The 19,733-nt window shown below is 65.7% G+C and carries 12 protein-coding genes; 3 read left to right on the forward strand and 9 right to left on the reverse strand.

Translation table 11 applies throughout. From position 1 onward, the window contains the following. Positions 1-17 precede the first annotated feature (17 nt). The 3 genes from P7C00_RS20030 to P7C00_RS20040 all read right to left on the reverse strand — a co-directional run bounded on the left by P7C00_RS20030 (position 18) and on the right by P7C00_RS20040 (position 3,647). Positions 18-1,466, reverse strand: coding sequence for an aldehyde dehydrogenase family protein (locus P7C00_RS20030; RefSeq protein WP_346635331.1), 1,449 nt, complete (start codon positions 1,464-1,466; stop codon positions 18-20). Between the two features lie 4 nt (positions 1,467-1,470). After that, on the reverse strand, positions 1,471-2,583 hold the full coding sequence (locus P7C00_RS20035; protein ID WP_346635330.1) for a tartrate dehydrogenase: 1,113 nt from the start codon (positions 2,581-2,583) through the stop codon (positions 1,471-1,473). A gap of 161 nt (positions 2,584-2,744) precedes the next feature. Continuing rightward, entirely contained in the window at positions 2,745-3,647 is a 903-nt protein-coding gene (locus P7C00_RS20040) for a LysR family transcriptional regulator (protein WP_346635329.1), read from the reverse strand. Positions 3,648-3,909: 262 nt separating this feature from the next. Here P7C00_RS20040 and P7C00_RS20045 point away from each other — a divergent pair, with 262 nt between their 5' ends. The 3 genes from P7C00_RS20045 to P7C00_RS20055 all read left to right on the forward strand — a co-directional run bounded on the left by P7C00_RS20045 (position 3,910) and on the right by P7C00_RS20055 (position 9,532). After that, on the forward strand, positions 3,910-5,667 hold the full coding sequence (locus tag P7C00_RS20045; protein ID WP_404937205.1) for a flavin monoamine oxidase family protein: 1,758 nt from the start codon (positions 3,910-3,912) through the stop codon (positions 5,665-5,667). Continuing rightward, positions 5,654-7,384 (forward strand): thiamine pyrophosphate-binding protein, encoded by a 1,731-nt coding sequence (locus tag P7C00_RS20050; RefSeq protein ID WP_404937206.1) that lies wholly within the window; start codon positions 5,654-5,656, stop codon positions 7,382-7,384. The genes P7C00_RS20045 and P7C00_RS20050 overlap by 14 nt, the downstream gene beginning before the upstream one ends. A 123-nt stretch (positions 7,385-7,507) precedes the next feature. Then, positions 7,508-9,532, forward strand: coding sequence for a hypothetical protein (locus P7C00_RS20055; protein ID WP_404937207.1), 2,025 nt, complete (start codon positions 7,508-7,510; stop codon positions 9,530-9,532). Between the two features lie 73 nt (positions 9,533-9,605). Here the strand turns inward: P7C00_RS20055 and P7C00_RS20060 are convergent, their stop codons facing one another. The 6 genes from P7C00_RS20060 to cobN all read right to left on the reverse strand — a co-directional run bounded on the left by P7C00_RS20060 (position 9,606) and on the right by cobN (position 19,733). Then, positions 9,606-10,343: a DUF2182 domain-containing protein gene (locus tag P7C00_RS20060; RefSeq protein ID WP_404937208.1), complete on the reverse strand. Its 738-nt coding sequence runs from the start codon at positions 10,341-10,343 to the stop codon at positions 9,606-9,608. A gap of 5 nt (positions 10,344-10,348) precedes the next feature. Beyond that, positions 10,349-11,923 carry a tyrosinase family protein gene (locus tag P7C00_RS20065; protein WP_346635324.1) on the reverse strand — a complete coding sequence of 525 codons (1,575 nt, stop codon included), beginning with the start codon at positions 11,921-11,923 and terminating at the stop codon, positions 10,349-10,351. A 133-nt stretch (positions 11,924-12,056) separates the two neighbouring features. Next, positions 12,057-13,703: a phospholipase D-like domain-containing protein gene (locus tag P7C00_RS20070; RefSeq protein ID WP_346635323.1), complete on the reverse strand. Its 1,647-nt coding sequence runs from the start codon at positions 13,701-13,703 to the stop codon at positions 12,057-12,059. Positions 13,704-14,172: 469 nt separating this feature from the next. After that, positions 14,173-14,778: a VWA domain-containing protein gene (locus tag P7C00_RS20075; protein WP_346635380.1), complete on the reverse strand. Its 606-nt coding sequence runs from the start codon at positions 14,776-14,778 to the stop codon at positions 14,173-14,175. Between the two features lie 53 nt (positions 14,779-14,831). After that, positions 14,832-15,839, reverse strand: coding sequence for an AAA family ATPase (locus P7C00_RS20080; protein ID WP_346635322.1), 1,008 nt, complete (start codon positions 15,837-15,839; stop codon positions 14,832-14,834). A 120-nt stretch (positions 15,840-15,959) separates the two neighbouring features. Beyond that, on the reverse strand, positions 15,960-19,733 hold the full coding sequence (gene cobN / locus P7C00_RS20085) for a cobaltochelatase subunit CobN (RefSeq protein ID WP_346635321.1): 3,774 nt from the start codon (positions 19,731-19,733) through the stop codon (positions 15,960-15,962).

Raw genomic sequence — 19,733 nt, forward strand, 5'->3', positions numbered from 1 at the left:
CGCCGTCGTGGCGGCCCTCAGTCGTGACGAATGGCAATGGTCTTCAAGGTGGTGAAACCCAGCAGCGCCTCGAAGCCCTTCTCCCGGCCATAACCGCTGGCCTTGACCCCGCCGAAGGGCAGTTCGACACCGCCTCCGGCGCCGTAGTTGTTGATGAACACCTGGCCGCAACGCAGCTTGTGGGCCATGCGCAACTGCCGCGCACCGTCCCGGGTCCAGACCCCGGCCACCAGGCCGAAGGCGCTGTCATTGGCCAGGCGGATGGCGTCGGCCTCGTCCTCGAAGGGCATCACCGCCAGCACCGGGCCGAACACTTCCTCCCGGGCCAGACGGCTGTCTGGCGGTACATCGCGAAACAGCACCGCCTCCTGGAAGTAGCCACCGCTGCCGGCCTCGGCCACCACCTGCCCGCGCGCCGCCACCGGGATGCCGGCGGCTTCGGCCTCACGGACGAATTCGCGCACCTGGCGCAGCTGCTTCTGATTGATCAGCGGGCCCAGGTCCAGGTCCAGCTCCGAGGGCCCGGCACGTAGTTGGCCAAAGCACTGGGCCAGGCGCTCCAGCAGCGGTTCGTAGAGGCTGCGTTGCACCAGTAGGCGGCTGCCGGCAGAACAGGTCTGGCCGCTGTTCTGCACGATGGCGTTGATCAGTACCGGCAGCGCCCGCTCCACATCGGCGTCGGCAAACACGATCTGCGGCGACTTGCCCCCCAGCTCCAGGGTCACCGGGCAATGGCGCTCGGCGGCGGCCTTGGCCACCAGGGCGCCGGTGCCGGTGGAACCGGTGAAGGAGATATGCGCGACGCCAGGATGGGCGCACAACGCCGCGCCGGCTTCGTGGCCATAGCCGCTGACCACGTTGATCGTGCCTGCCGGAAAACCGACCTTGGCCGCCAGTTCCGCCAGCCGCAGCAGCGACAGGCTGGCGTCCTCGGCGGGTTTGACCACACAGGCGTTGCCCGCCGCCAGAGCGGCGCCGACGCTGCGGCCGAAGATCTGCATCGGGTAGTTCCAGGGAATGATGTGCCCGGTGACGCCGTGGGGCTCGCGCACGGTGAGCACGGTGTAGCCGGCCTGATAGGGCAAGGTGTCGCCGTGGAGTTTGTCGGCGGCCCCGGCGTAGTACTCGAAGTAGCGCGCGAGGGCCGTGACGTCGGCCCGGGCCACCTTCAGCGCCTTGCCGGTGTCACGGGCCTCGATCTGCGCCAGCTCTTCATGGTGCTCCAGCACCGCCTGGCCCAGACGCGCCAGCAGGCGCCCACGTTCCAGTGCCGAAAGGCTGCCCCAGGGTCCATCGAAGTTGTCCCCCAGGGCCCGCTGCGCGGCCTGCACCGCCAGGTCGATGTCCTCGGCAGTGCCGCGGGCGATGCGCGCGTAGCTGATGCCGGTGCTGGGGTCGAGTACCGGAATGTCCTCGGCCCAGGACGAGGCTTGCCATTGGTTGTCGATGTAGTGTTCCAGACTCATCAGCTCAGCTCCTGTTTCCAGCCAGACACTCGGCAATCGCCCTACCCACTTCCACGGTGCTGGCGTTGCCGCCCATTTCCCGGGTGCGCGGGCCTTCGGCGAGCACCGTCTCGATGCTTCCGACAATCGCCGCCGCGGCCCGTTGGTAGAGCTCGTCGCCCTGCCCCAGGTGTTCGATCATCAGGGCCGCCGACCAGATCTGGCCGATCGGGTTGGCCACCCCGAGACCGGCGATGTCCGGCGCCGAACCGTGCACCGGCTCGAACAGCGAAGGGTACAGACGCTCCGGATTGAGGTTGGCCGAGGGTGCAATGCCGATGGTCCCGGTACAGGCCGGACCCAGGTCGGAAAGGATGTCGCCAAACAGATTGGAAGCCACCACCACATCGAACCAGTCCGGGTGCTGGACGAAGTGCGCGCAGAGAATGTCGATGTGGAACTTGCGGGTATCGACCTGGGGATAGGCCTTGGCGAGTTGCTCCACCCGCTCGTCCCAGAACGGCATGGTGATAGCGATGCCATTGGACTTGGTGGCCGCCACCAGATTGCGCCGGGGTCGGCGGCTGGCCAGTTCAAAGGCGTACTTCACCACCCGGTCGACACCGTGACGGGAGAACACCGACTCCTGCAGGGCAATCTCCCGCGGGGTGCCCTCCCACATGCGGCCACCGACGCTGGAATATTCGCCTTCGGTGTTTTCCCGGACCACGATGAAATCGATGTCCCCCGGCACCCGTCCGGCCAGGGGGCACGGCACTCCGGGCATCAGGCGCACCGGACGGATATTCACGTATTGGTCGAACTGGCGGCGGATCTTCAGCAGCGAGTCCCAGACCGCAATATGGTCGGGGACGATGTCGGGGGCGCCGACGGCGCCGAAGAAGATCGCCTCGTGGTCGCCGATCTGCTCGGCCCAGTCCTCGGGCATCATGCTGCCGTGGACCTGGTAGTGCTCGCTGCACCAGTTGAAATGATCGAACTCAAGATCGATGCCGAAGCGCCGGCTGACGGCTTCCAGCACGCGCAGGCCTTCGGGCACCACTTCGCGGCCGATGCCGTCACCGGCGATCACGGCAATGCGGTGGCACGGTTTTACAGCGGAATTGATCCTGGACAAGCCGTATCTCCTGGTCTGACGTGTTGTTGTTATTGAGGCAGGTCAAGCGCAAGGGCGAGCCCATTCTGGGCACGGGGAAGCACCCAGGGGAATTGCTCATTGTGGAAACCGCCTTCGCAAAATTCGAAGGCTCGCGGCGCCAGCCAGCCAGGGGCGCGCGACTAGGGCGGCGGCGCTCCGCTCTGGTCGCAGTCAGCCAGGTAGTCGAACAGCTCGCGGCTGGCCAGGGACGGTTGCTCCAGACGTCGGCACAGGAACATCTGACGATCGGCCCAGGGGTCGTCGATTTCGATAAAACGCAAGGCCATCTCCTTGCGAAAGATCTGCACCGCGCCCTGGGGCAACACCCCCACGCCCTGCCCGGCAGCGATCAGCCGGCACACCGCCTCGAAGCTGCGCACCTGCACCCGCAGGCGCAGAGGCATGCTCACCGCAGCCGCTGCCTCGGTGATCAACGGGGTGATGGCGGCGTTGTCCTCCAGGCCGACGAAGTCGTAGCCCAACAGGTCCTGGAAACGCGCATGGCTCATCTTGAACGGGTGATCCTGGGGCACGATCAGGCACAGACGGTCGCGGCAATAGGGCTTGAAGTACAGGTCCCGGGCCTGGGGCAAGGTGGTAACGATGCCCACATCGGCGATGCCGTCGCGCACCGCCAGGAGAATCTCGCGGCTGCGCTCCTCGCGGATGTCCACGCGAATCCCCGGGTGCAGGTCGCTCCACTGGGTCAATTGCCGGGGCAGTTCCTGGCTCATCGCCGAGCTGTTGGCGTACAGGCTGACCCGGCCGGTGGCGCCCTTGGCAAAGTCGGCCAGGTCAGCGTGCATCACATCCACCGCCCGCAGGATGCTCCGGGCATGTTCGGCCAGGGCCTGCCCGGCCGCGGTCGGCTGCACCCCGGTGGAGGTGCGAGTCAGCAGCGCCACCTTGAAGTGCTGCTCCAGCAGCGACAGACGCCGGCTGGCGGCCGACAGCGACAGGTGCGACTGCTCGGCAGCCCGAGACAGGTTGCCCAGGGTCAGGGCCTTGAGAAACAGCTCGATGGAAGTCAGGTCCGGAGACATGGCGGAGTCCTTGTGCGCAGTCCGTGAAAACTACGCAGTTGGCGCGGCCCTGTCCAACGCTGCAGCGACGGTTCAAGCCCCCTCGGAGAGGGCCCCGCCGGCCAGCGCCAGCAGCCTCGAATATTGTCCGACAATAATCTTCAAAGCCCCGTACACACGGGCCGAAACACGCACTAATGGCAAACTGGCATTTCGCCAAAACTGGACAATACTAGGTCGCGACGGACCTCCCTGTCCGCCTTCCAGCGAAAAGGACTTCAGCATGAAACCTCAAGAACTCGAACTCGATGTCGCGGTGGTCGGTGGGGGCGTGTCCGGCACCTACAGCGCCTGGCGCCTGCAGCATGAACAAGGTGAAAAACTGCGTGTCGGCCTGTTCGAATATGGCGACCGCATCGGCGGCCGGCTGTTCAGCATCAACCTGCCGGGGCTGCCCAACGTGGTCGCGGAAGTCGGCGGCATGCGCTATATCCCCGGCCCCACCGGCCATGTGCTGGTGGACAGCCTGGTCAAGCAGTTACGCCTGCCAAGCCAGAAATTCCCCATGGGCGCGCCGCCCCCGGTGGGCTCGCTGAACAACCTGTTCTACCTGCGGGGCAAGCGCTTCCGGTATCGCGACTTCAAGGAAGCGCCACACAAGATCCCCTACGACCTGGCCTGGTCCGAACGTGGTTTCGGCCCCGAGGACCTGCAAGTCAAGGTGATGAACTACGTCTACCCGGGCTTCGACCAGCTCAGCCTGTGCCAGCAGATGCAGGTCAAGGTGTTCGGCAAGGAGATCTGGCGCTACGGCTTCTGGGACCTGCTGTACCGGGTCATGAGCAATGAGGGCTACCAGTTCATGAAGGACGCCGGCGGCTACGACGCCAACGTCGCCAACGCCAGCGCGGTCACCCAGCTGCCCGCCACCGAATACAGCGACGACACCGAGTTTCTGACCCTGACCAAGGGTTTCCAGAGCCTGCCCCTGACCCTGGAGGCCAAGTTCCGCAAGCTGCCAGGGATCTTGCCCGGCGCCCAACGGGTGCAGATGAACCAGCGCCTGGTGCAGATCAGCTACGCCAAGGACCGCGACTTCCCCTATCGCCTGCATTTCCAGAGCACCGTCACCGAGCAGGGCAGCACCCGGGACGTCGGCGGCAGCCAGGTAGTCAAGGCGAAGCAGATCATCCTGGCCATGCCTCGTCGCGCCCTGGAGCTGATCGATGCACCGCTGTTCGACGATCCCTGGCTCAAGGAAAACCTCGGCTCGGTGCTGATGCAGTCGGCGTTCAAGCTGTTTCTGGCCTACGAACAGCCCTGGTGGCGCAGCCTCGGGCTGGTGGCCGGGCGCTCGGTCACCGACCTGCCGGTGCGCCAGGTCTACTACATGGGCACCGAATGCGAACAGCCCGGTGGCCAGCCGAACCTCAACTCGTTGCTGATGGCCTCCTACAACGACATCGGCACCGTGCCTTTCTGGAAAGGCCTTGAAGGCGGTGCGCCCTTTGTCGGCCATGTGCCCTCCAGCCTCGCCGGGCAACTGCAAGCCGCGGCAGTGGTGCCCAGGAGCGAGTTCCAGGTCAGCGACGAAATGGTCCGGGTGGCGCAGATGCAAGTCACTCAACTGCATGATCAGGTGGAGCTGCCACGCCCCTATTCGGCGGTCTACCACGCCTGGGACGCCGATCCCTACGGCGGCGGCTGGCACGAATGGAAGGCCAACTACCGGATCGACCAGATCCTGTGCCGCATGCGCAAACCGGTGGCCGACCAGCAGATCCATATCGTCGGCGAGGCCTATTCCATGGGCCAGGGCTGGGTGGAAGGCGCGCTGACCGTGGCCGAGTCGACCCTGCAGGACTTCTTTGGCCTCAAGCGCCCCAACTGGCTGCCCAAGGACTATGCCCTGCTGCCGGTGCCGACCCCGGACGGCTGCACCCTGCCCGGCGCCCAGCCGCTGCCCTGCCAGGACTGCGCCAAGACCCTGGACAGCGTCACCCAGTTCGCCTACGAGGGGATCGCCCATGGCCAGCAATGACAACTTCACCGTCGCCGACTACCTGCTGACCCGCCTGCAGCAACTGGGCCTGACCAAGGTATTCCAGGTGCCGGGGGACTACGTCTCGCACTTCATGTCGGCCCTGGACGACTTCGACGGCATCGACGCGGTGGGCGAGATCAACGAGATGGCAGCCGCCTACGCGGCCGACGGCTATGCCCGTTACACCGGGATCGGCGCGGTATCGCTGCAATACAGCGTCGGCACCTTCAGTGCCCTGAATGCCATTGCCGGCGCCTATGTCGAACGCAATCCGCTGGTGCTGATCAGCGCCAGCCCGTCGGCGCAGAACCGCAACCTGATCTGGTCCCAGGATGTGCTGTTCCACCACTCCACCGGTGATCTGGACGTGGGCCGCAAGGTCTTCGAGCCGGTGACCGTGGCCAGCCTGATCCTTGACGACAGCCTGCGCGCCCCGGCGCTGATCGATGAGGCGCTGGTCAAGGCCATCAGCGAGCGCCGGCCGATCTACCTGGAGGCCTGGCAGAACGTCTGGGGCGAACCTTGCCCGCGCCCTCAGGGCGAACTGCAACCGCGGGCTACGCGCTGCGACGAGGACTCGATGCGCGCCGTCATCGAGGCTAGCCTGCTGCGCCTGGGCAGCGCTCGCTCGCCGCTGATCATGCTGGGCATCGAAGTGGCCCGCTACGGCCTGCAGGAGCAGGTAATGCGCCTGATCGAGGCCAGCGGCCTGCCCTTCACCACCAGCCTGGAAGCCAAGACCGTGGTCGACGAAAGTCACCCGCAGTTCATCGGCACCTGCGCCGGCACCGCTTCGCGCCTGTGGACCCAGGCCTTCATGCAGGACGTGGACTGCATCCTGGCCCTGGGGGTGATCTTCACCGACGACTACCTGCAACTGCTGAACAAGGACTTCAGCCGGATCATCCTGGTCAACAGCCAACTGGCCCGCACGGGCCTGCAGTACTACCCCCACATACCGCTGCCGGACTATGTGCAACGGCTGCTGGGGGCCATGGGCCTGGACAGCGACTACCCTCTGCGCAACCAGGTTCCTGAACCCGCGCGCCCGCCGCTGCTGCAACAGGGCGCAGCCGACGATGCCCTGGGCTACGACCTGTTCCTGGAGATCCTCGACGGTTTTGCCCGGCAACAGAATCTGTGGCCGAGCAGCAGCCTGATCCTCGGTGAAAGCTCGGCCCTGTATGCCGCCAGCAACCTCAACGGCCTACCTCGGGACAGCTTTGTCGCCGATGCCATCTGGGGTTCCCTGGGCCACGAAACCGGCTGCGCCCTGGGGGTGGCCATGGGCAGCGGTCGGCGGCCGATCGTGGTGGCCGGCGACGGCGGCTTCATGATGATCTGCCAGTCGCTGTCGACCCTGGCACGCAACCGGATCAACGCCCTGGTGTTCGTCATGAGCAACGAGGTCTACGCCATCGAACAGGCTTTCGTCGACATTGACGCCTTCGAACCCGGCGGCCAGTTCGCCCCATTCGACACCCTGCCAAGCTGGGACTACCTGGCCCTGGCCAAGGGTTTCGGCGCCGAGGGGTTCAAGGTCTCGACCCGGGCCGGGCTGGAACAGTTGCTGCCGCAGCTGCTGCAGATCAAGGACCGCCCGGCGCTGATCCAGGTGGTGATTCCCCGGCAGGACCTGGCACCGCAGATCAAGCGCCTGGCCAAGCCGGACGGCCCGTTGTTCGTCGCCCGCCATAGCCACGACAACGACTGAACCCCGGCGGTTGTCATTGCCCCGCCCACTGTAGGAGCCGGCTTGCCGGCGAACAGGTCGCTAAGATCGCCTGCGCCGGCAAGCCGGCTCCTGCCGAGCATGTCCTCTTAGGAGCAACACAGCATGGACGTCCCCTTCCTGCGCTCTACCCTGGCCGCCGGCCTGCTGCTGGTCAGCGGCTGCGCCCTGGCCCACACCATGAACCACGGCAGCGATGAACACAGTGGCGGCTTCACCCCGGTGCCGCCGGACACGCCCTACCTGCAAGTGCTGCACAAGTGCGTCAGCCCCCAGGACACCGAGGGCGACCAACTGCTCTCGGGCCTGGGCGGCACCCGTTACCCCCTGGTCAGCCTCAAGCAGCCGGAGCAGGTCCAGGCCTTCTACAGCCAGGGCATGGCCCTGCAATACGGCTTCAATTTCTCGGCGGCGATCCGCGCCTTCTACCAGGCCAGCCGCTTCGACGAAGGCTCGGCCATGCCCTATTGGGGCATCGCGCTGTCGGCCAACTCCAACATCAACAGTGTCGCCACCACCGGTTGCAACCAGTTGGCCTACCGCTCGGTTCAGATCGCCCTGGAGCACGCCAGCGCCCGGCTCAAGGACAGCGCCGCTCAAGCCGCCTTCAGCCAGCGTCAGTTGCAGCGCGAGGTGGACTACGCCAAGGCACTGCTGAGCCTGTATAGCGAAAAGGACGGCCAGGTCAGCCTCGGCGATGAGGGCAACAAGCGCTACGCCGACGCCATGAAAACCCTGTCGGAAAACTACTTTGACGACCTCGATGCCGCGACCCTGTACGCCGACGCCTTGCTCAGCCGCGACCCGTGGAAATGGTGGGACGGCACCGAAGCCGTATCCAATCAGGTCAAGCCGACCGACGCCGCCTACGAGGCCCTGCAAGTGCTCAACCGGGTACTGGTCCAGGACCAGCAGCACACCGGGGCCAATCACTTCTACATCCACGCCATCGAAGAATCACCGTTCCCCGACAGCGGCCTGCCCATGGCCAATCGCTTTCGCGACCAGAACCCGGCCATCGGCCATCTGGTGCACATGGCCTCGCACATCTACCAGCGCACCGGCAACAACAACCTGGCCAGCGTGGCCAACTACACCGCAGTCTCGGTGGACCGCGCCTATGCCCACCAGGTCCAGCCGCAAAGCCCCTATGCCTTGCACTACCTGGGGCACAACATTCACTTCCTGACCTGGACCCTGTCCATCGAAGGCCGGCAGAACGAATCCCTGAACATGGCCGAGGAACTGGTGGAGAACACCACCCGCTACTCGGCCGTGCCCTTCCTTTGCCAGCAGTACCCCGAAGAGCTCAAGACCAAGACCGACTACTTCTACGCGGTGCCCTACTACTTCGCCGTGCGCTTCGAGGGCTGGGACGCCCTGGCACGGATCGAACCGAAGATCGACGCCGGCCTGGCCAGCATCAACCAGGCTTGCCGCGAGGCGAACCAGGGAACGGACAAGCCCTGGCAAGACTTGACCAAGCCCTACACCCAACTGATGAAAGCCTATGCCCTGGCGTACCGGCAACTGAGCGCCCAGAACCTGAACCAGGACCAGGCCCGTGATGCCCTCAAGGGTTTCTGGCAGGCCGTCGCCACCTCGCCCCAGCCCCTGACCGGCAAGAACGCCCTGCAATATGGCAACAATCCGGCGCTGCAGCTGCTGCGCATCGCCAACCTGATCCTGCTCGACCGCGCCCAGACCGGTGCTGCCGGCCCACTGGATCTGGCAGCCCTCAAAAACCTCGGCAACCAGGTATTCAACAACGCTAAAGAGGGCCTCAACGCTGACCTGCAGGCCCTGACGGGCGATGCCGGCCAGCAGCAGATTGCCGCCTGGCGCAAGGCGGTGGAGGTGCAAGACGCCCTGGCCTACAACGAGCCGCCGGACTGGTACTACACCCTGCGCGAGTCCCTGGGTTATGCCTTGCTGGCGCAGAAACGCTATGCCGAGGCGGAACAGGTGTTCCGTGAGGATCTGGCGGGCAACCGCCTCAGCGGCCGCTCCCTCAACGGCCTGAAGCTGAGCCTGGAAAACCAGCCCGGCAAGCCGGTCCCGGCGTTGCTCGAGGAGCAACTGCAAACCGCCTGGCGCAATGCCACGGTGAGCCCGGCGCCGCGGTTGTAGGCCTTAGGCAAAGGCTACCAGGGGCGGGATCGCAATCGCGGGCGCCCCGCCCCTGGGCAACCTCAGGCAACGACTAGGACAGACCCCGCGGATGCCGCGGCCAGGGCCAGTACCAGCGCAAAACCCGAGGCCGCAACAGGCGTTCGTAGAGCATCCACAGCATGCCCAGCAGCATCAGCGCCACATGCCCCTGTTCCAGCAGCACCGGCAACAGCATCAGCGGCCAGCAGGAACCTACGCACCAAGCCCCGGCGGACAGGCCAAAACCCAGGCAGTCCCTCAGGTAGCCCAGGCCAAAGGCACTGATCCGCGGCTGCCGGTGGCACTGGTTCAGGCAATGTTGCTTGAACGGCGAGGCCTGCCAGACCAGGCACAGCAGCAACACGGCGAAAAAACCCTGCCACGCACTCAGGCCAAACCACACCCGAACCGCCACCACCAGCCCCATCAGCACCACGCCTGCCAGGCTCCAGACCGCACCGAAGCCCAGCACGAACAGGGCAACGCCCTGCCAACGCTTGCGCCGCAAACTACGGTGCCAGACGTAGAGCAAGGGTTGCACCAACAGCAGTGGCAGCATGGCAAGCAGCATCAGCCACCAGCCCAGCAACAGTTGCTGCGGTGGATTGAACAGCAACGCCTGCTCGATGCCCTGCCAGCCCAGGGCATAACCGGCCAATGGCAGGCTGCCGCAAAACGCCGGAATCGACAGCATCGCCGTCGACCCCAGCAACCACCCCCAGCCCACCAGGCTGGTCAGCAGCAACCAGGGCCGCGGGTTCTGGCCCGAAGGTCGCAGCCCGCGTAGCACGCCCCTCAACCGCCCAGCCGGGTAAGGCTGACCCGCGCCACCGTGATCTGGTTCTCGGCCAGCACTGCTGCCCTGGACACCAGGCGGATATTCAGCTGATCCGCCGAGGTGATACCCCCCAGGTGCAGGGCATCGATGATATCGGTGATCTCAAACACCTCGGTGATGCCGTGCCCGCCATGCTCACGGTCGGTACGACTGGCCTGGCTCACGCCGAACAGCGACAAGACGCCGGCGCGCAACTCCGGATGCTGGCTTGGGTCGGCATCGGGCGGCAGGTTGACATAGACCTCCAGCAGCACCGCATCGCAGTTGCCACGAATGTTTTCCAGATTGAGGAAGACCCGGTCCGGCGGCGTGAAGCTGGCCGCGAACAGGTTCGACTTCAGGCTGTTGAACATTTGCTGCGTGACCTGCTTGTCCAACTGCACCGAGGTCTGCACCGAGTGCCCGACTATTTCCAGCGGTGCGCGATTGGCGCCTATCAGTTCTGTATCCGGTTCCTTGGCCATCAGTGCTCCGTTTGCGCTGAAGTTTTGCAGTTGATCGGCCTCCAGTCCCAGACGCTGCAAACGCAGGTGCAGCAGGTTGACCGGGCTCTTGGCGGCAGCGCTGGTGTCATAGCGATAGTTGAGCTTGGGCGCCAGGGTATCGAGCATCTCCACCACCTTGAACTTCCACGGCTCGCCGCTGACGGTGGGTACGATAAACGACCGGCTCAAGCTGTCGGGGGCGTTGTACCAGTCCGATTTGTCGGGGTTGCTGTGATCGGCGGAGCTGTCTAGCCAGACCTGCCACAAGCGGTCGATATTGGCATGGTGCAGCCAGAAGATCGGGTCCAGCGCGGCGGTATTGGGATAGCTCATCAGGCCACGAACCGTATACCGAGAACCGTCGGGTGCGGTTCGCACCTGGTCGTAGCCACCCACTTCGGTATGGACGATGTTGTGCGGGGACGACTCCAGGCCGCCGGGGACGCCGCTGTCAAGCGAGGAATCCGGCACGCCGCCAAACCCTGGCGGGGTGCCCCTGACATTGCCTTCGTACAGCGGATCATCCAGGCAGCCGAGACCGATCAGGCTGCCATCGAGCACCACGTTGCCGTCGCCCGAAAGGCCAAAGCGCTTTTCAACATACAGCGGGTTGGGCCCCTCATTGTTGGGCAGGGTCTTGGCGGCAAAGCACGCGGGCAGGTGCAGGGACTGCTGCCCCTCGTTGTAATTCCAGTAAGGCAGCGCCCAATCCTTGGGACCACCCAGCTGGACGACCACATCGCGGACGATCTGTTCGAAGGACGCCAGGTAACCGCGGTGCCAGGGCAGGAAGAACCAGTTGCCATGCTGGCACTGGTCCCAGTACAGCAGCTGTTCCGCTTCGTTGGGCAGTGCCTCACCGGCCTTGAGGTAGCCGTCCATCCTCCACCACGACTCGGAGAACCCGTGAATTGCCGCGAGGAATCGCCAACTGGTGCGATCGGTGATCGGGCGCTGGCGCAGGACGCCCACCGCTCTGGCATACCACAACAGGGTCGGGTCCCAATCGCCGCTCAATTTCCCTACATCACGCCGTATATAAACCATGATTTATCTCCCTGAAAAGGCTCCGTTGCGGAGGGAGCGCTCGCTCCGCTGGCAACGCTAGATCAGGTGATATCAATTTGCCTGTTCCGGCCCCGTAAAAGCGGACCGGTGGCAGGCCGTTCGGCGGCTCGGTTCAGCGCCCGGAAAAACGCAGGCGCGACAGCTGGCGCAGGTCGCCGTCCAGGTAGTAGTCATTGCTCCAGCTGTCGTCCATCGCCAGGGGCTGGACCTGTTTCAGGGCCAACTGCCTGGCGAAATAGCGAAACCGGTAATGCTCGTAGAAACGCAGCAGTTCCAGGCCGTAGCGATCCGCCAGATCGGTGTCGCCACGGATGATCAGGAAGTTCTCGTCATTGCTCTGGCTGGCGCCGACGCTGAGGTTGTGGCTGCCGCTGATGATCACCGGGGCCTCGCTGGTGAAGTCGGTAACCAGCGCCTTGGTGTGCACCAGCAGGTTGCCCTTCTGGCCCTTGAGGCCCTCCTTGAGCCAGCCCTCGAGGCCATTGTTGAGCAAAGCGGTGGCGGCGAATTCGGCGGTGCGGTCGGCGTGGAAGCCGGTGATACGGCTGGCGGTGTTTTGCAGGCCATAACGCAGGACATCGTCGTGGGGCTGGCCGAGCAAGGCGTCGAGAATGCTGTCGGGCAAAGCGAAGGCGGTGACGAACAGCAGGTCGCGGCGGGCGCTGTTGATGATGTCGACGAACTCACTGAGATCGCCCTGACCGCTGCGCGGGGAAAAACCGGCGAACAGCGGTGCATCAGGCTGCATGGGATTGTTCTGGGTCAACCATTTGCGGGTGGCACCCACGTCCGTCGGCGCCTGCCAGATCTGCTCGAATACCTGCAAATAGCGCCCGGCAATGTCCGGGTGATCGAGGCTGTGCAGCACATTGGCCTGGCGGTAGACCCCGTTGGCGGTGAAGTTGGTGCTGCCGCAGAGCACCGCTTCGGGCTGACGCTGGCCGGCGGCGTCGAGGCGGCTGAGGACGATGAACTTGTCGTGGAAGATCGCGTGGGTCACCCGCCCGCGTTTACTGTCCTCGGGCAGGTGCTGCAGGCTGGCCTGGTTCTGCGTGGTGTCGTCGTCCCCGGGGCCGGCGTGGTACAGCACCCGCACCTGCACGCCACGGTCGAAGGCGGCGTTGACCGCGTCAATGACGGCCTGCAACTGGTACTCGTAGATGGCGATATCCAGGCTCCAGCTGGCATCCGTGGCGCGCTGGATAAACCCCAGAAGCTCCTCCAGCAAACCGTTTTCCAGCCATTGCCGGGGTGCGTCGGGCCAGGCCTCGATGGGCAGTTTCTTGTTGCTGCTGAGCAACCCATCCAGTTCGGGAAACTTGCGCGAGAAGGCCTGGCTGGCGGCCACGGCACGGTTGAAGATCACCCGTTGCCCCGGGGGCTGGCCGTTGTCGGCGGTGATACTCAGTTCCAGGGCCTCACCCAGTTGCAGTGCATCGGGACTGCCGTAGGCCAGGTGAACCCGATAGTTGAGGGTGGTGCCGGGACGGACCGCGTAGTCGGCCCAGCGAAATTTCTGCAGCGGCGCCTGATCGCTGGGGGTGGCGTTGTATTGGGGGAAGGTGTGGGGCTTGCCGGGGAAGGTCAGGCTATTGAACAGAAACAGCCAGGGCTTGCTGTCGACCTGTTTCTCGATGGCGAAGCCCAGCAGCCCCTTGCGCCGCGACGCATCCAGATCCATGGCCAGCAACACGCCGTTGGTCCCGGCATAGGCCTTGACCCGGAAATCGTCCTTATCGTTACGCACCAGTACCCGCATGGATTCACTCCTGTGAAAGACAGCGCAAAGCGTAGCCGTTCCCGCGATACCCAGGCACTAGGCCCCCGCAAGTCACGCATCGCCCCGACCGACGCCTTCGCTGGCAAGCCAGCTCCTACGGGGGGATGTTTATCCCTCGAACCGCCCCGCCCCCTGTAGGAGCCGGCTTGCCGGCGAATTGGCCCGCAAGCCTTGCACCGTCCCGACCGACGCCTTCGCTGGCAAGCCAGCTCCTACGGGGGGATGTTTATCCCTCGAAACGCCCCGCCACCTGTAGGAGCCGGCTTGCCGGCGAATTGGCCCGCAAGCCTTGCACCGTCCCGACCGACGCCTTCGCTGGCAAGCCAGCTCCTACGGGGAGATGGGCATCCCTCGAAACGCCCCGCCCCCTGTAGGAGCCGGCTTGCCGGCGAAGAGGCCCGCAAGCCTTGCACCGCCCCGGACGACGCCTTCGCTGGTAAGCCAGCTCCTACACGGGGGCGTCGAGGTGGCGGTAGTCGGCGTTGAGAAGCTGCGCCAGTTCCCGGGCGCGGCCCAGGCGGATCGGGCCGCGTTCGATGTCGAGCATCAAGGTCGGGCAGTTGAGGGGTATCTGGGCGGGCAGGGTTTTCAGCCGGCCATCGGTGATCAGCAGCACGCGCTGGCGCTCCGCCGGCAGGCGCCGCTGGCGCTGTTCCAGCCATTGGGCGGCCTCGGCCAACGCTTGTAGCAAGGGCGTGCCACCGCCAGCTCCGAGACCGTCGAGCCAGTGGCGCAGGTCCTTGGAGGCTTTCAGGCCCTGGACCTGCCAACGGGGCGCTTGGCCGCTGGCAGTGAGCAGGGCCAGGCGCGCACGCCGGCGGTAGGCGTCGTCGAACAGTTGCGCCAGCAGGCCCTTGGCGTCGCTGAGGGCCGAGTGCCGACGGGTCGAGGCCGAGGCGTCGACGATCACCAGCCACAGTTCATGGGGCGCGCGGCTGCGCAGGCGAAACAGCAGGTCTTGGCGCAGGCGCGGCCGACCTTTGAGCAAGGTGCCGGGCCAGTTGATGGAACCGGCGCGGGCCTCGCGGCTTTTGCCTTGCCGGCCCTGATCCAGGTGCCCCGCCCGGGGCTTGGCATCCGCCCCCCGGTCAGTGCGGGGACGAATGCCTAGGGCTTTTTTGGCCAGCTGGGCACTTCACGACGGGCGCCGGTCGGCAGGGCCTGGGCCGGCATTTCGCCCCATTGGCCCTGGCCTTCGCTGGGCTGAGCGTTGTGTGATGCCGGTGCCTGGGGGCTTTGTCCTGATTGAGGCGCGTTGGGCGCAATCTCCCGGCGGCGGTGGCGCAAGGCGAACTCGGCCACCGCGTCGATATCCTCCTCGGCGATGGCGCTCACACCGCGCCAGGCGGCGTGGGCTCGGGCGGCCCGCAACCACACCAGATCGGCACGCAGGCCGTCGACTCCTGCAGCAAAGCAACGCTCGGTGATCAACTCCAGGGACCGGTCATCGAGGGCGATGGCTGGCAGCAGGGCTCGGGCCTGCTGGCAACGCTCGCGCAACGCTGTTTGTGCCTCGGCCCATTGGCCGCAGAAGCCCTGGGGATCGCTGTCGAAATCCAGGCGCCGCCGGATGATCTGCCCGCGCTCCAGCGGCGCAGTCTGGCCACTGAGGGCGACGTTGAGGCCGAAGCGGTCCAGCAGTTGCGGACGCAGTTCGCCCTCTTCCGGGTTCATGGTGCCGATCAGCACGAATTTCGCCGAATGGCGATGGGAAATGCCGTCGCGCTCGATCAGGTTGGTGCCGCTGGCGGCCACGTCCAGCAGCAGGTCCACCAGGTGGTCGGGCAGCAGGTTGACTTCATCGACATAGAGCACGCCGCCGTCCGCCTTGGCCAGAACCCCCGGGGAGAACTGCGCCCGGCCTTCACCCAGGGCGGCATCCAGGTCCAGGGTGCCCACCAGGCGCTCTTCGGTGGCGCCCAGGGGCAAGGTGACGAACTGCCCGCTGGCCAAGAGGTCGACCAGGCCCCGGGCCAGGGTCGACTTGGCCATGCCCCGGGGGCCTTCGATCAGCACACCGCCGATCTTCGGGTCGATGGCGGTCAGGCACAGGGCCAGTTTCAGGGCGTCGGCGCCGACCACAGCGGACAGCGGAAAATGGGGGGTGTCGCTCATGTCGGGGTCTCGCTTGGGTCGGGTCAGGGGTGTCTGGGAGGACGCCTTCGCGAGCAAGCTCGCTCCTACAGGTAGGGCATTGCCGTTGTAGGAGCGAGCTTGCTCGCGATCTACGCCGAATCAGGAATCTTCTTCTATATCCAGCAGCAGGTTTTCCAGGGCTTCACGATAATCGCCGGGCTCTTGCCACAAGCCACGCTGCTGAGCCTCCAGCAGGCGCTCGGTCATGTCGCGCAGGGCGTGGGGATTATGCTGGCGAACGAACTCGCGGGTCGAGTCATCCAGCAGGTAGGCGTCCGCCAGCAAAGCGTATTGGTGATCGTCGATCAGCTCGGTGGTGGCGTCGAAGGCGAACAGGTTGTCCAGGGTCGCGGCCATTTCGAAGGCGCCCTTGTAACCATGGCGCTTGACCCCTTCGATCCACTTCGGATTGGCCGCCCGCGAGCGGATCACCCGGTTCAGTTCTTCCTTGAGCGTGCGGATCTTCGGCAGGTCCGGCTGGCTGTGGTCGCCGTGGTAGCTGGCGGCCTTGGCGCCGCTGAGGCTTTCCACCGCCGCCAGCATGCCGCCCTGGAACTGGTAGTAGTCGTTGGAATCCAGTAGGTCGTGCTCGCGGTTGTCCTGATTCTGCAGCACCGCCTGTACTTGGCTCAGGCGGGAGGCGAACTGCTCACGGGCGGCAGTGCCTTCGTCGCTGCCGCCATAGGCGTAGCCGCCCCAGTTCAAGTAGACCTCGGCCAGGTCTTCGCGGCTCTGCCACAGGCGGCCGTCGATGGCCCCCTGGACCCCGGCGCCATAGGCCCCGGGCTTGGCGCCGAAGATCCGCCAGCCGGCCTGACGCGCGGCGGTGTCCTGATCCAGACCGGAGGCAATCAAAGCTGCGCGTTCAGCGCGGACTCTGGCCGCCAGCGGATTCATGTCATCGGGTTCGTCGAGGGCCGCCACCGCTTGCACCGCCGCGTCGAACAGGCGGATCAGGTTGGCGAAGGCGTCACGGAAGAACCCGGACACCCGCAGGGTTACGTCAACCCGGGGCCGGTCCAGCAGGCTCAGGGGCAGGATCTCGAAATCGTCGACCCGCTGGCTGCCGGTGGCCCACACTGGACGCACCCCCATCAGGGCCATGGCCTGGGCAATGTCGTCGCCGCCGGTGCGCATGGTGGCGGTGCCCCAGACCGACAGGCCCAACTGCAACAGGTGGTCGCCGTGGTCCTGCAGGTGGCGTTCGAGGATCAGGCTGGCTGACTGGAAACCGATGCGCCAGGCGGTGGTGGTGGGCAGGTTGCGCACGTCCACCGAATAGAAATTGCGCCCGGTGGGCAGCACGTCCAGACGGCCACGGCTCGGCGCACCGCTGGGGCCGGCGGGAACGAAGCGGCCGCTCAAGGCGTCCAGCAGGCCGCGCATTTCTGCGAGGCCGCAAGCGTCCAGGCGCGGGGCGACCACCTCGCGCAACGCCTCGATGATCACCTGCACCGGCTCCCAGCCCGCCTCGTCCAACTGCGCCAGCGGGCCCTGGAGCGCGGCTTCGATCAAGGCGGCGGCATACAGCTCCAGGCGTTCGCGCACGTCACCCGCCGTGCGCCACAAGGCCTCGCTGAGCCGTTGCAACGGCTGCGGACGGCGCCCGGTCCAGGGCTCGGCCAGGGCGCAGTCCAGGGGATCGAAGCCCAGGCCGAAGGCCTTGGCCAAAGCTCGCAGCAAGCTGGCGTGGGCACCCTTGCCATCGCCCCGGGGAATGCGCAGCAAGGCCAGCAGGGTGTCGATGCGCAGTCGGCCGTCAGGGGATTCGCCGAACACATGCAGGCCATCGCGGATCTGCGATTCCTTGAGGTCGCACAGGTAAGTGTCCAGGCGCGGCAGCCAGATCGCCGCATCGGCGTCGCTGTCGAGCTGCTCGCCCAGTTGCAACTCGCGGTCGATGTGGGTCTCGCGCACCAGTTGCAGGATGTCCCGCTGCAGCTCCCGGGCACGACGTGGATCCAGCAGTTGGGCTTCGTAGTACTCGTCCGCCAGCAGCTCCAGATTACGCAGCGGGCCGTAGGTTTCGGCACGGGTCAGGGGCGGCATCAGGTGGTCGATGATCACCGCCTGGGTGCGGCGCTTGGCCTGGGCGCCCTCCCCCGGATCGTTGACGATAAACGGGTAGATGTTCGGCAGCGGGCCCAGCAGCGCATCCGGCCAGCAACTCTCCGAGAGGCCGACGCCCTTGCCCGGCAGCCATTCCAGGTTGCCGTGCTTGCCGACATGGATCAGCGCATGGGCGCCATAGGTCTGGCGCAGCCAGAAGTAGAACGCCAGGTAGCCATGGGGCGGCACCAGATCCGGGTCGTGATAGACCGCGCTGGGGTCCACCTGATAACCCCGGGCCGGCTGGATGCCGACGAAGGTCAGGCCAAAGCGCAGGCCAGCGATCATCATCCGCCCGTCGCGGAACATCGGGTCTTGCTGCGGTGCGCCCCAGCGCGCTAGCACGGCCTGACGATTGGCTTCCGGCAAGGCCTGGAACATCACCGCGTAGTCGTCCAGGGCCAGACTTTGCTGACACGGGCGCTGGTCGAGGCTGTCCAGGTCGTTGCTGACCCCGCCCAGCAGTTGCCGGATCAGCTCGCTGCCGCTGGCGGGCAACTCGGCCGGCAGCGGGTAGCCTTCGGCGTGCAGGGCCTTGAGGATGTTCAGCGCGGCGGCCGGGGTGTCCAAGCCGACGCCGTTGCCAATACGACCATCCCGGGTCGGGTAGTTGGCCAGCACCAGGGCAATGCGCTTCTGGCCATTGTCCAGGCGTCCCAGCTCGACCCAGCGTCGAGCCAGTTCGGCGACAAAATCCATGCGCTCGGGCTGGCCGCGATAGCAGACCACATCCGACTGGCTGCGCTCGCTGCGCCAGGCCAGGTCCTTGAAACTGATGGGCCGGCTGATGATGCGCCCGTCCAGTTCCGGCAAGGCAATGTGCATGGCCAGGTCCCGCGGCCCCAGGCCCTGCTCGCTGTCACGCCAGCCGGGTTCGTTGTCCTGGGCGCAAATGGCCTGGATCACCGGAATATTGCGCCGGAACGGCCGCAGGTGCGGGGCTTCGGGGCTGGATTGGGCAAAGCCGGTGGTATTGAGGATCACCCCGGCCGCGGTTGCATCCAGCCAGTCTTCCACCTGGCTCAGGCAACCGGCTTCCTTGAGGCTGGCCACGGCCATCGGCAAGGGGTTGAGCCCCGCCGCCTGCAGGCGCTGGCAGAACAGATCGATAAAACCGGTGTTGGCCGCCTGCAGGTGGGAACGGTAGAACAGCAGCGCCGCCACTGCTTGATCGGGCTGCCAATCGGCCTGCCAGTCGCTGAGGGTGGCCTGGCTTTTGTGTGGGTGATAGATCGCCGTGCGTGGCAGGGTCTGCGGTTCGCTCCAGGGGTAGTCGCGCCCCAGCAGGCCGCTGGCCAGGCAACGATAGAAGTTCAAGGCGTTATCGCGGCCGCCCTGACGCAAGTATTGCCACAGGCGATCACGCTCGGTGGCCGGTACCGTGCTCAGGTCGCTGAGCTCCGGGTCCGGGCGATCGTCCCCCGGCACCAGGATCAACTGCACTCCGCGTCGGGACAGTTCCACCAGCCGTTCGACGCCGTAACGCCAGTAACCAATGCCGCCGTGCAGGGAAATCAGGATCACCTTGGCGTGGCGCAGCACTTCGTCCACATACAGGTCCACCGACGCATGGTTCTGCACCTGCATCGGGTTGGCCAGGCGAAAGCTGGGGTAGTCCTCGGGCAATTGCTCGGCAGCGTCCGCCAGCAGCGCCAGGCTGGAGTCGCCGCTGCACAGGATCACCAGCTCGGCGGGGGTCTGTCCAAGGTCGGCAATATTGTCATCCGACACGAAACCGCCGGGCTGGGTCCTGAGCAGGTGCAT

This window comes from Pseudomonas sp. JDS08PS003 (assembly GCF_045013505.1).
GTDB lineage: Bacteria > Pseudomonadota > Gammaproteobacteria > Pseudomonadales > Pseudomonadaceae > Aquipseudomonas > Aquipseudomonas protegens_B.

Excerpts from the sequence above, each read along its gene's own strand:
- P7C00_RS20030 (WP_346635331.1), bottom strand. The coding sequence starts at position 1,466 with ATGAGTCTGGAACACTACATCGACAACCAATGGCAAGCCTCGTCCTGG.
- P7C00_RS20040 (WP_346635329.1), bottom strand. The coding sequence starts at position 3,647 with ATGTCTCCGGACCTGACTTCCATCGAGCTGTTTCTCAAGGCCCTGACC.
- P7C00_RS20045 (WP_404937205.1), top strand. The coding sequence starts at position 3,910 with ATGAAACCTCAAGAACTCGAACTCGATGTCGCGGTGGTCGGTGGGGGC.
- P7C00_RS20050 (WP_404937206.1), top strand. The coding sequence starts at position 5,654 with ATGGCCAGCAATGACAACTTCACCGTCGCCGACTACCTGCTGACCCGC.
- P7C00_RS20055 (WP_404937207.1), top strand. The coding sequence starts at position 7,508 with ATGGACGTCCCCTTCCTGCGCTCTACCCTGGCCGCCGGCCTGCTGCTG.
- P7C00_RS20065 (WP_346635324.1), bottom strand. The coding sequence starts at position 11,923 with ATGGTTTATATACGGCGTGATGTAGGGAAATTGAGCGGCGATTGGGAC.
- P7C00_RS20070 (WP_346635323.1), bottom strand. The coding sequence starts at position 13,703 with ATGCGGGTACTGGTGCGTAACGATAAGGACGATTTCCGGGTCAAGGCC.
- P7C00_RS20080 (WP_346635322.1), bottom strand. The coding sequence starts at position 15,839 with ATGAGCGACACCCCCCATTTTCCGCTGTCCGCTGTGGTCGGCGCCGAC.
- cobN (WP_346635321.1), bottom strand. The coding sequence starts at position 19,733 with ATGCACCTGCTCAGGACCCAGCCCGGCGGTTTCGTGTCGGATGACAAT.